Source organism: Pseudomonas syringae, assembly GCF_000737245.1.
Taxonomy (GTDB): domain Bacteria; phylum Pseudomonadota; class Gammaproteobacteria; order Pseudomonadales; family Pseudomonadaceae; genus Aquipseudomonas; species Aquipseudomonas syringae_J.
This window is the reverse complement of the sequence record NZ_JPQU01000027.1, coordinates 63,761-75,707: the sequence shown is the minus strand read 5'-3', so window position 1 is coordinate 75,707 and position 11,947 is coordinate 63,761. Positions and strand designations below refer to the sequence as shown.

Sequence of the window (11,947 nt, the reverse complement as noted above, 5' to 3'; positions counted from 1 at the left end):
CGTCGGATATGGCCACCTAATCGAGCCCATAACTCGGCGACAGCACCGTGGGTCGGCTTATTGGCTAGAGGCGTAAGAATGACTGAAATCTGATGTAATTCCGAGCCAAGGTTGGTAAGTGGTATAGGTAGGCCAGATAAAGCTTCAAGACCCTGGGAGCAGGAATACTACGTTCCTCACCGCTTTGCAGTTGCACGCTCAGCCGCAGTCCGCAGATCAAGCGTATCTGCGACGTATATCGTGTCCAGTAACCGCTGTCGATGATCGGCTCAAGCGTGTCTTCAGGGTCGAACTTGAATGTAAGCCCTTGACCCGGTTGAATCTTTTGTCCTGAAGCGTCCGAGCCTTTGGCATCCCAATGCAACCGGTAGGCGGGAGCGCACCACTGGATTTTGTTGAGGTAGAGGATTCTATTTTGACGATTTCCGATACGGAAAACGATCTCCGAGGGATGGATCATATTTAGTCTCAGGTCACCCCTCCATTGAAACTCGAGTTGCAAATGAGGCTGCGCGGGCTGCGGAGCCGTTATCTCTCGATATTCGGCAATGTGCCTTTTGAGTTTGTTGATAGCACGCCCGGCGGTGGCAACCGTTACGATCGACACCCCAATCGAAGCCGCGATCTTGATCAAAGCGCCCCAATCCATTCCCAGCCTCCGCTAACATTATCAAATGCAGACATTATCCCAGCGATGTAGGTGGGGCAATGATCACCAACGCGATCGGCGGGAAGCTGAAGCAATGATGCACGCGAAGGATTTATAAGCGGGTAGCCAACACAGTTTGTGTTGCGCTTATAGATCGTCATAGATTGAATCTAGCGTGATGGCACAAGACACTGGAAAATTTGGGAGTAAAGAGGCGAATGAGTGGAAAAAACGGGTGGGAAGTGCAACTGGCTGATGGGGATCCCATACTGCTGCATGAGCTCGTCTACCATAACGACCCTAGAGGTCATTTTTGGGTATGGGGTGGGGTCGATGACTACAATGATTGCCGAAGCGATCATTTCAGCTTCAACTCATCATATCTTGATGACATTTCCGATGACGAAGACCTTGCATGGCAGGTCGCGCACGAACTCCTATCGTTGCTTAACGGCGCAGTGGCGCTGTGCATGGAGGATGCATATCCGTTTCGTGTGCTGGCTGTTCTTCGCGATGGTTACAACACGAGCTGGGTAGAAAAGCGCAGTGCCTCCGGGCTGCTCGGCCCCCTCCCGCCTAACGCTGGACGGTCAAGAGACTCGGACGACAGCGCCTCGATTTTCCGAATACTTGCCCTTGCCTGCGAATATCCCGATGCATACCTGATCGTGAAAATGTTCGACCAGAAAGAAGGTTGGATCACTTACTACAAAATCCTCGAAACCATCGAATCCTACTCGTCGAAGTACAATCTCGACATCCCTGTGGACAAGGAAATCCACCGAAGCTTCAAGCTTACCGCCAACAATTTCTCTGTCAGTGGCCTCGACTCCAGACACGGATTCAAGGAGCAGGTAAAAGAGATCAAGACTCCAGCAATGCCCCTCGAATCTGCCTATGATTTCATCAGCAGCTACGCACACGCCTATCTGGTCACCCGGTATGGACGCTCCCTGAAGCAAGTACCGGCTGCAGTCTAAGTCGAACTGACCACGCTTCAAGTCCTCCAACGAGGTCAAGTTCAGGCAGAGGCAATCATGGCTCTTCAAGTGTTCGAGGCGATCTACGCACGTGCCCTCGACCATCAACCTTCGTGCTGATCTCCAAGAGCGAGTAACCGGTATCATGCAGGACTGGATTCAACGCAAATACAACGAAACATCCGCGTCTAACCTCTTTTATATTTTTTCCGTGACGATTTTCTTGCTGGGAATGGTGCTTTCACGCGTGCTCGGTGCCGTTGCGATGGACATTGCTGTAGTAATTGGTTCGGTCGGAGTTATAGGAGGTTTCATTTCGTGGTGTATGCCAGCGGTTCAATGGGTCAGCGCTGCATGGGAAAGTACGCTGGGGAAAACCGCTGTGACCCTTCTTCATTTTGTAGTCCTTCTGGTCGCCACGGTGATGGCTCGGTCGATTGTTTCCGAGTCGTTAGGTTTACCGCCACAAAGCTTTGACGTAACAGTCGGTTTTCTCATCGTCGCCTTCTATATCCCGGCATTGATGACAGTTGCGTCCATAGCGCTCCTTTTCTTTGCTATTGTAATGAGCATAGTCGGATCTATTCAGATGATGACGCTTAATTCGATACAGATGCTCACCCCCGTACTGGAAATGGTGGGCCTGAAAAATAAAATCCCCAGACCCTCCCCAACTGCAATGCTCCATTCGTTTGGTTCGTTGATGATGGTGGTTGTACTGGTGAGCGGCAGCTCATACATGTCGGGCCAGCATCGTTCATGGGTACATACAGTAGTAAAAGTGGTAGCAGTTCTAAGCGATTTTCAACTGGCAGTTAATTATCCGGGAGGAGAAAACGATGTGCGAATTCATCCTTTAGAGAACGGATTGGTAGCCTTTGCCAAGGTTGAAGATGACCGTAGCATTTCTATTCACATTCGAAAGCAGGGAGACGAAATCGGGTCGCATCAGATCGGCACCTCGATTCCTTCCGTCAAACAGATGACTAGCCCTTTGATTGAGAGCCTACGTTGAGCAACGTCATGGCGACGGAGAACAGCACGACCCGAAAGTCCAGGTGCAAACAGGAGGCGCTCGACATGTTGGAGAAGTTTCTTCGATGGAACGACGTCCAGAACAAGGCGTTTACAGAGCGCTACCAAGTGCTGTCTGTGGACATTGAGTCTGCCGTGCAGAAAAAAATCTTCTTGGGTGAGGGCGAACCCAGGATTTGTCGTTACTGCGGTGACGACTCCACCCGGACGACCTTCAAGGAGCAGTCGCACGCGATCCCTATATTTCTGGGCAATAAAACAGTCATCGATCTGCTGGAATGTGACCGCTGCAACCACCATTTTGGCGATCATTTTGAAAACAGTTTTGCCAATTACACATATCCCTTTCGCCCGCTTCAACGGACGAGAGGCCGTAATGGGATTCCAGTCTACAAGGACAAGGATTTACGGATAGCAGCAACGGGGCCAACTCAGTTGGAGATTTGGGCACATGGCGACCTTGATTACGAAGACCTGAAGGTAGAGGGAAAAAACCAGTTGAAGCTACCCACTAAACGGCAGCCGTACTATCCAACGGCTATTCAGAAGTCGCTAATAAAAGTAGCCCTGGCTGTCATGCCATCAGAGGATCACTCCAGGTTCATTGACCTCAAGAGATGGCTGCTCGAAAAAGATCACAGGCCGGGTTTTGGCGGATTTGGGCCAATCATGGAGTGGATCATCAACGGCCCCACAAATCCCGATCAGATTCGGTGCATTGTCGCTCGTGCAAAAGAGCACTGCAGAGACAATGTGTTTGAGTACCAGTTGATATTTCGCTTCGGAAACTTTCAGTACCAACTTGTCATTCCGCTTTCCGACGAAGCTGGCAAAGAAAAATATTATGTACGAGCACCGTTGCTGATGCCTGACGAGCATTTTCATATTTATGGTCTGTCGGATTTCAAGGATAAGAATTTCGAGTCCTGCGAACGGGTAGAAGATGAAGAGGTCTGTTTGCAAATACAGTACGAGAAAGATTAGTGAGTGATACGGGCTTTGTATCAGCTGATCGCGCGAACAGCTTTTGAGACTCGTGCCAGTAGATCAGATCATGCCTTTAGGCTTCGCAGTCGCGCTGATGACAGCGTCCTTCTCCGTTACAGTCTGGACAAAACCTCTTGCTTTAAGAGCGATGACCAGCCTCATGTTGAGATCGGTGTGTGGCACTTCAATTTTTTTGACATGTGGTGAAAGCTTTGTGAAGCCGCTCTCTCTCAGCATGCCAAGGATAGAGGCTGCTTCAGCCCAGCTGCACAATGGCAAGCATTGGATCAGCACTTCAGAGCGCTGAGCAGAGGTCAGCCCCTCCCCACCTGCGAACTTCTTGAGTGCGGGGATAAACGCCAGCGGAAAGCTTGTCGAGTGTCGATTAGCGACGCGGCAGGTTTCAGCGACCTCTTTGAGAACGCCAACAGGCCGACATCAACTCTCAGTCATTTCTCATCCATAAAATTCCATTTTCAGCCATGTGTTGCCTTACGCACTGAAGCACCTCAGAGTTAAATACTTCACTATACTTAAACATTATATGCTCCCCGATACACATCGGCAGAAAACCATTTAGAACAAAGCTCCTATCAGACCCATACTTTCTGATAAATGGAATGGTAAAGCTGCGGTAAGCACCCATTTTCACCTTAATGACAAAGCAGAGAAAGTCACCAATAAAATTAATCTCATCAGCGTCATCATCATCCGCTACGGCATACTTATGAAATTTTATTACCGGCGGAATCGAGAAGGTCCTATCGTGCCGCCTCTTATGGTACCCATCATCAGGATCAATCTCATTCAACAAGCTACGAATGACAAGATCTCCATTACGGTAAGTTGACTTCATGATGAATTTTGGCGGTTCGATCTGCAAAAACATATCTTCGTCAAGCTCCGCTTCGGCGAAAGCATAAACGATGTCAGAAACCTTCTGTATCTTGCCGTCATAATATGCCGCAACTTCAAATCCCGCACCGAAGTAATCACCAATACTCTCGGCAAACTCCTGATTGTCTACCTCATCAATGATGTGCTGTGCGTACTGCTTCAGTGCCAGGCATGTGCCTCGGACAACAATATCCTCATCTGGTACATCAAAATCTCCAAGCGAAAGATTCGAGAAATAGCCAATCGCATGCTCGGCTCCTGAACCTCCGGAAACTATATCAAAAAACTCATTACAATATTTCCCGATAGCACCGAAGTTCTTTATTAGCAGTCCCTCCTCTTCAGCGCTGAGGATGATCGCGCAAAAGTTTCCATCCCTTAGCTCCGAGTCCGACTCCAGCCCATTTAAATATCCATCCCCATTCAGTTCGGCGCCATCCAAAGTAAGCTTTTTGATAAGATGAACTGCGCTATGAATTCGATCCACTCGACCAGCAAATGCGACGGCGAAGTTATCGTTAACTATCAAGATTTTCTGTGCTAGCCCAGTTACTTTACTGTCCGGGAGTGGAAACCCCCCGTTTTCGTAGTTGTGATAGGTCGGAAACTGTGCATCCTCGACATCCGATTCCTTGGGGCTCGTCATCAACACATCTGCCTGGAGAAAGGCGCCGTACTTCAGGTGAAACCCAGTTATCATAGTCAAAGCAGTACTCCTTTACATAGTGACGGAAGTTTTGCGCCAAAGATTATCCAGACATTCACGTTTTTAGCATAATGCGACCGCACTTGGCCAAAAAGCATTCTTTTGAGGGGCGACAGGGAATGGACAGTCTCTTCCCTCCACCCCTAACCTTCAAGAAACTCCAACTACCGCGACCACAACACTTAGATCTCAACATTGATGTATGTCTTGACTCTGCTGCCCCGGAAGCCGTTAGGCCATTACCTCTAAGAAGCAGGAAAAGTCTGCCTCATCGCCCACATCGATCACGAATCTACTGTGGAGAAGCTCTACTTGACCATTTCACTCTCATTGCAAGGCTATGCCGTGCCCATTGAACGCAAACCAGTTTGATCGAGTTCGGCGTATTCGAACGCATCGAGATCGGTTGCGTACTGTATTCCTTAATAAGTCTAGTGCTCTTTGCACCAACTAGTGCTGCCTAATTGTGTTGCTATCAAATGCCTCAAGCCCTGCACCCGCAGGGCTCAAGACATTAAACTCACGCCTTAGATGGGATCTGTTTAGCTAGCTGATCCAAAAGAAGCTTGATGTCTTCACTCACCTCAAGGGAGCCAGCCTTCTCAAGCAGCTCCCTCACGTGTTCATTATTAATACGGAGGTGACCGAGACACATCGCCATTAGAAATTCCAACACGCCCTCACCTTGTGCTCCACCTGCACCTTCAATAACCGAAATCAAGAAATCCATCATCTTCTGACTAAAATCATCACTTATTGAGTAGTTGAGTTCCGATGATGTTGCTGCTCTAAGCAAGCACGCTTGAATCACACCATCGTTATACCTATCGAAGCACGCCGGGCTGATAACTGTGGAATGATACAGGCTAGCCAAACCTCCGCCATCAGGCTTTGCTCTCATGTCATGCAGAATCGATTGAATAGTCCAATACACATCAGCCTGAGTAGATTTTGTATAATCAATATCCAAGCCAGACCAGAATGCGAATGTATCTCTCAGTTTCAGAGGCTCACCTGATGGCGACGGCAAGAATAGATCGTTCGGATCAAATTCATCTTGACTAAGCATTTCCAGGCGAGCTTTTAGATAGCCAGGTAACTCAATGGGATCTTGTAACAATTGATCATCACCAATTTTTCTCAGGAAGTCATATTCCGAGTCCCACGAAGTTCTTGTGCTGCCGATTATACGCGGCATTTGACACTCGTTCATTACGACTAGCGTGCGCCCGCCCAGCTCCAAGTCCTTGCGTAGTTGTTCCAAGGCATCTTTGCTAGGAATCTTAGAAAAGCCAACCAAGTAAAGTATAGAAGACTGCTCACTAATACAGCGCAGCTTTCTGGAAGCGTCTAATAACTTCCTGCCTGATGTAATAGCACCAGCGATCACGACTACCGAGGAAGAGTCTTTTAGCCGTTGCTCATCAAGCTGAGACATGGTCAGCCAACTGACACCAGACTCCCCAGCTATTTTTTTTACTTCCTCCATCAAGGAGATAGAGCCCGGATCATCAAGAGCAATAACTTTTTCTACATCCCTAGAAACGTGCTTTTTTACCGACCAGTGTAATTTTTCTGAAAAGCCTTTCGGCATATCCCCCAGATACTGCTCAACATTGATGTAGAAATGTTCTTTTGCCTCCGCCCGAGGGTCGGATGTCACTCTCCACTTCAATAGATTTTTAGCTGCAAAATCTTTAAAAAACCTACCTCGTTCAGGTGAGAAATCAACTTTTTTGATCACTACCTGGCTATGACTTGGCGTTTCGGGCAAAAATTGATCGCCCACGATCTTGATAACTTTACTCCCTTTCAAACAATCGGAGCAGTCTTCGGGCGCGGAAGATTTTATGCTTTCAGAAACCAAGCAAGCAACATTGAAAATACCATACTGCGACGCCTGAAGCCTACTATAAAACAGAGTAACGACCTGTTCAGGGGTGAAGTTATTTTTCTTGAGGATCTCGGCAGCAAGGCCACCACTGGTAGTCGCTGATATTATTACAAAGCTGCTAGCCGACTCCACGAAATCGTAGCTCTTCTTAAGAGCAGTATATGATTCGAAACTCTCAATCAGCGGCAGTCGCCCACTGTAGCGACCAGACATCAGAGCAGCAACACTCACCAAATAAGATATTGACGATGTATCAACATAGATTCGGTCAGGGGCCAAGGAAAAATGTTCAAGCAAAGATATAGCTAAGAAGGCTACCTCTTCGCCAGCAACCAGCAGATTAGAAGCTCGAATAAATCCGCTGCAGTGATCCCCTGATGGTTTCGAGAAGTGAAAACTTGAGGAGGATGTGATCAGCCCTTGCCTACGCTTGAAAATATCAAGCATACCTTGAGACATCATCGCATCGCGAAGACCCTTGTCGATTGCCAAGTCAGTCTTTGCATCAATAATTTCACCAGCATTGTTATAAGTCAGCGAGACAAGCTTGTCTCTTGACCCTCCTACAAAAGATTCGAATTCCTCATTAAATGAGTCACAACAAAAAAGATTTAAAAAATCATCCTTATGGCTAGTCGGGCCTAACAAGTAAACGCAATCAGGAAGCAAATTGTTTTCAACGTCTGCCTTTACAGCCTTCACAATTTCATCTGAGGATACAGTCGTATTACAGCAAATTAAGAGTGCAGGCCTGACAGTGTTATATTTGAAACGAAACGCAAAGCCGCCGCTCATTGCTTAGGCTCCAGTGGAATTAAGAAAGTTATCGCCACACCAGAGACTTGCCCCAATTGAGTAAGTGATTCACTGGCTGGGAGTGCTGTCATCCAATCAGAAAAATCACATGAATCTCCAGAGGCATAAGGTTGGGAAATAAAATCCCTATACAGAGAAAGCCGCCCACTGCGAACCTTCATAAATGCCTTAAGCTTAGTTAGTCGATCCATAACGACCGGGAGCCCAAGCCCTTTATTATCCTTGCCAGACGACGTTTGACGTGTACTGAAGCACTTCTTGATTATCGAATACTCAAAATCAAGATCATGACCCTGAGATGACTGCTTGTGATCTGCACACCATCGCTCAAAGAAGCCAAGCCCGGAATCAATAATGCTAATCTCGACAAACCGGCTTTTTTCGACCTCACCTACTCGATGCGTTTGCAAATAGGTGGATAGCCCGCGCTCGCCTTGCGTTCGCTTTTCAAGTGCTTTATCGAAGAGGCTGATCCCATTGCTATAAATTACGCGCTGGCCTGGTCTGAGCCAAGCACTTCTGGAAGCACCTCTGGTTCCATGCTCGTGCGTGTTCAAGAAGAGCTCATAGAATATGCGACCTAGATGTTGCATATCATCGCTTGAAAGCTTTTGTGCAGCACCAAGGACATCAATGGACTTATCCACCATTGACTTTATAACGTTTTCAATCTGAGGAAGCTGCCTTGGTAAGGCACCCTCAGACGAAGACATGGTGTAAAAATTTTTGTCAAACCCTTTTGAGCTGTGATCCACAAAAGAAAACCAACACAATGCGCCTCTTTGCTGACCATGCTTGCTGCCTGCCTGGTTTTCTATCGCATCCCTCGCCGCAATGTTCACACTCCCGCGAATGTCCGCATCCGAGCTTGAAAGTGAAATCTTTTTTGCCAGCATTGCAGCACTGAATTTATGCGGACGATTCACAATTTCGTCTGCATACTCTTGAACCACTTCGGACTGCCCCCCGAGAATTATTTCCCTGGAACTGGAAAACCGTCCCCAAGTATTAACCGCCTGAATTGCTGCGGCGACACCACCGAATAGAGCATTGTTAAAATCAGATGGAAGATAGAGTGCTTCACCCCGTCTAACCTCTTGTAGACCATCAACAAACGATTCACAACTATCAATCGTAAGATCTGTGGGAAAATTTATCACCTTCTAATCCTTTACGTTTTTCGGGTTGCCCTTAGTGCAGATTATTCATGGCGCATTATCAAAGCAAAACTTTTAAAAGCCTAGACATTCGGATGCATCTCAACATCGACAGCAGCTTCCAATACCTACTCTGGATCCACTGGATTGCTGAAAATACACCATTAGCGTTGGTAATGGCCAAATGTAGCTATGAGAATTTCAGCGCAGCTCATCACATTCGATGTGAAAAACCGTAATGACGTGCTATGTCAGATATGTTTATCACTCCTGAAGCTATTCAGCAATCTGCTTTCGCTGCTCGCTTACGTTTTCTCCAATCAGCTTGAGTCTTACGCTTCCTAGCCAGAGCCGTTGGTTCAGGAATATCCCAACCATTTGGGACAATTGACCTTAGGTCATACCCCATCATGAAAAGCCCAGCCTCGAACCGATGGCAGCGCTCTTCAATTGCCCGCGCCGGAAAAATCTCAACATGGGTTTCCAGCAAGTGCCGGATAATCCAACCTAGCTGAAGCTGGCGGGCTGCCCATTCGTGTGGTTTACCGCGATTCAATCGCTGGGTCCCCATATATTGTGGGCCGAGCATTTGCGGGTTTCTCACCTGAATTCCTGGGCCTTCCTCCCAGGCGAACATCAGATGGTTAGCTGCAGGCGCGGTCTGATGGCAAACACCCGAGCGATATAAGTGATAAAGGTCGCCGCAGCACCAGCGACTCTTCCATCCAGAATGGGAGAGCCTGACTCATCGAAGATCGCGTGTATCTTAGTCATTCCGGAGTTGAACACCGGTACAGACTTGAGAGTGATATGGGACATCCGATTACTGCTATCCAGGCGCAGCAAAGCCTCAACGTCGATCAGATAACCAGGCAGCTCGCCGCTTGCCACCAGACCTTGAAGGAATGTGACGGAAGCGGGATTCAACACCCCTCCCCATTCGAGGGTCTCTTCGCATACGGTGTACGCCGCCGCCACGTCGTCACCCAGCGCGGCATCGCGCAGGCGTTCACGGAATGCTTTAAGGACTTTGCTTACATCGTCCCAGCGCCCATCCCAGTGGTAGGCCTGCTGGGCGCCCTGAATGCCAATGACCTTTTCCTTTAGCGTTTTTCGTACGTAATTACTGCGAGCAAAACGCAGATCGATGGTCAGGTTTGGCAGATTTCCCCCCATCCATCTCACAAAGCCTTGTACGTCGGGTTGCTGCAAAAAAGCATCTCGATCCATTCGCCAATCCTAAAGAAATTTATCGGAGGTCTCAGCGCTAGAATTCAAATTCAACGCCCAAGTTCTCGTGATATCCCATGATCCAGTCTCCCAGGGATATGCCCTCGCCCTCCCACTCCGTTTCCCAATACTGTCGGAGGAGTTCGGCGATTTCCGACCAAGACAATTCCGACAGATCCTTCTGCAGATATTTCATGACATCCTTGATTCGCTTGCCTACCAGCGAGAGCGTCCGGTTTTTCGCTGTCTCGACAGCGATGGACTCACACCAGGATCGGACAAACGCTTCCCAGGCCATCGTGTCTTGCCTGAACCGCGGCATCGCTGGGAATTCGTATCCGTTTACATACCGGCTTTTGAAATCCCCATCCCGTGCAAGCTGAAAATCCTGATCAAGTTTTTTGAGAAAGCGAAGTCGATATGAGGTTGGATTCACTTTGCCATTCCAACCCTCGATGTATTGCTCCGGCGCCACGCCAGCGGCTTCGAGTTCTCTCCATACCTGATTGAGCCTTGCCAGAAGCTGTTCAATCCGACTCTCTATCCACTTTTCGTCGCACCCATTCTCCAGAATGCGGGAGATGTTTCTATTTCGAGCAGCGAACGCCTTGGATTTCATGATTTTGCTGCGCTTGCGATGGCAGTCATTCGAGATCCAATCTCCCAAATGGGTCCACACTGCAAGGCGAGATTTCCAACGGGGTTGTTCACCCTCTGCTGCCTGGGCTTCCTGAGTGTCAGGACCATTCAGGTAGCTGTACCGCACAACGTTACGTTCACCCTTCTCCGTGAAGCTACTTCTGGCGAAGATCCGTGCAACCAGGTCCTGAGGCAAACTCTTCTTCAGCTGGATATTGAGCGTCGCAAATTGGGGGGCATTCCGATATTGAGCCGCTAGCATTCCTTGCTGCAACCATGCATCAAATCCCGATGGCAACTCACCTGGGCGTGCACTTCTGAGTGCAGGGAAGCGGATGAAAGGTAATTGGCTCATCCACGTTGAAAGCCCTGAGACGCTCTGCACCTCCGGCGAGTCGAATGTCGACAAGATATGAGAGAAATACGCTGCAACCTCCGAGTCTTCATTAATCTTTAGCTCAGATTCAGCGATCAACTCGGCGTTAATACCGCCACTAAACGCGGCGTTTGTCGCGTTTGCCGAGCCAAAAAGCAAGCGGCGCCTTCGCCTTCGAGGGGCTCCCTTGCGCACAAATTCGAAGTAAAAGGCCTTCATATGCATGAGGCCAACCGAGCGAGCAACCCGAATCTCGATTTTGAGCCCTTTACGCTGACAGTCGTGGATTTTCAGAAGAGCCTCGAGTTGTATTCCGTCATCTACCAAAAGGCAGAACCGGCCAGGCTTCAACTTAGTTGCCAGGTGATTTAAAAACACCGCGTCAACGTAGGGGGCGACGACTAACGCTACTTCCGTGCGATAGCCGTCCGGTACAGACAGTAAGTCATAGCTCATTAAGGAGTTGGATCCGTCCTAACACCCTAGGACCCTGCGCCCTTAGGTTTTTTTGGGGATCGATTTTAAGCGAGAGTATGGCTAAATGCTACCAAGTCGTTCAGTTTGCGCGCCAGACCCCTGGG

Annotated in this window: 10 protein-coding genes; 3 read left to right on the top strand and 7 right to left on the bottom strand. The window is 48.6% G+C overall.

The annotated features are described in order from the left end of the window. Positions 1-64: 64 nt before the first annotated feature. Entirely contained in the window at positions 65-649 is a 585-nt protein-coding gene (locus tag IV01_RS15875) for a hypothetical protein (RefSeq protein WP_032627745.1), read from the bottom strand. Positions 650-867: 218 nt separating this feature from the next. Between IV01_RS15875 and IV01_RS15880 the strand changes: the two genes are divergently transcribed. From IV01_RS15880 to IV01_RS0124900, 3 genes are all read left to right on the top strand, one after another. Next, the gene (locus tag IV01_RS15880) at positions 868-1,629 is read left to right on the top strand and encodes a hypothetical protein (protein ID WP_032627744.1); all 762 of its coding nucleotides are present in this window, start codon (positions 868-870) and stop codon (positions 1,627-1,629) included. 91 nt (positions 1,630-1,720) lie between these two features. Next, positions 1,721-2,644, top strand: coding sequence for a hypothetical protein (locus IV01_RS15885; RefSeq protein ID WP_154232202.1), 924 nt, complete (start codon positions 1,721-1,723; stop codon positions 2,642-2,644). Positions 2,645-2,709: 65 nt separating this feature from the next. Continuing rightward, on the top strand, positions 2,710-3,648 hold the full coding sequence (locus IV01_RS0124900; RefSeq protein WP_195758773.1) for an HNH endonuclease: 939 nt from the start codon (positions 2,710-2,712) through the stop codon (positions 3,646-3,648). Positions 3,649-4,096: 448 nt separating this feature from the next. Here IV01_RS0124900 and IV01_RS15890 read toward each other — a convergent pair whose 3' ends face one another. The 6 genes from IV01_RS15890 to IV01_RS15905 form a co-directional block, all read right to left on the bottom strand. Next, positions 4,097-5,254: a hypothetical protein gene (locus IV01_RS15890; RefSeq protein ID WP_154232201.1), complete on the bottom strand. Its 1,158-nt coding sequence runs from the start codon at positions 5,252-5,254 to the stop codon at positions 4,097-4,099. 520 nt (positions 5,255-5,774) lie between these two features. Beyond that, complete coding sequence (locus tag IV01_RS15895) at positions 5,775-7,943, bottom strand: hypothetical protein (RefSeq protein ID WP_032627740.1); 2,169 nt, start codon at positions 7,941-7,943, stop codon at positions 5,775-5,777. Then, positions 7,940-9,124: a hypothetical protein gene (locus IV01_RS15900; protein ID WP_032627739.1), complete on the bottom strand. Its 1,185-nt coding sequence runs from the start codon at positions 9,122-9,124 to the stop codon at positions 7,940-7,942. The genes IV01_RS15895 and IV01_RS15900 overlap by 4 nt, the downstream gene beginning before the upstream one ends. Before the next feature lie 277 nt (positions 9,125-9,401). After that, complete coding sequence (locus IV01_RS26845) at positions 9,402-9,725, bottom strand: hypothetical protein (protein ID WP_195758772.1); 324 nt, start codon at positions 9,723-9,725, stop codon at positions 9,402-9,404. Positions 9,726-9,757: 32 nt separating this feature from the next. Next, positions 9,758-10,351 carry a hypothetical protein gene (locus tag IV01_RS25875; protein ID WP_050507412.1) on the bottom strand — a complete coding sequence of 198 codons (594 nt, stop codon included), beginning with the start codon at positions 10,349-10,351 and terminating at the stop codon, positions 9,758-9,760. Between the two features lie 37 nt (positions 10,352-10,388). Then, on the bottom strand, positions 10,389-11,822 hold the full coding sequence (locus tag IV01_RS15905) for a hypothetical protein (RefSeq protein ID WP_032627738.1): 1,434 nt from the start codon (positions 11,820-11,822) through the stop codon (positions 10,389-10,391). Positions 11,823-11,947: the final 125 nt, after the last annotated feature.

Bases quoted from the DNA above. Each gene is read 5' to 3' on its own strand.
- IV01_RS15875 (WP_032627745.1), bottom strand. From the start codon at position 649: ATGGATTGGGGCGCTTTGATCAAGATCGCGGCTTCGATTGGGGTGTCG.
- IV01_RS15880 (WP_032627744.1), top strand. From the start codon at position 868: ATGAGTGGAAAAAACGGGTGGGAAGTGCAACTGGCTGATGGGGATCCC.
- IV01_RS0124900 (WP_195758773.1), top strand. From the start codon at position 2,710: ATGTTGGAGAAGTTTCTTCGATGGAACGACGTCCAGAACAAGGCGTTT.
- IV01_RS15895 (WP_032627740.1), bottom strand. From the start codon at position 7,943: ATGAGCGGCGGCTTTGCGTTTCGTTTCAAATATAACACTGTCAGGCCT.
- IV01_RS25875 (WP_050507412.1), bottom strand. From the start codon at position 10,351: ATGGATCGAGATGCTTTTTTGCAGCAACCCGACGTACAAGGCTTTGTG.
- IV01_RS15905 (WP_032627738.1), bottom strand. From the start codon at position 11,822: ATGAGCTATGACTTACTGTCTGTACCGGACGGCTATCGCACGGAAGTA.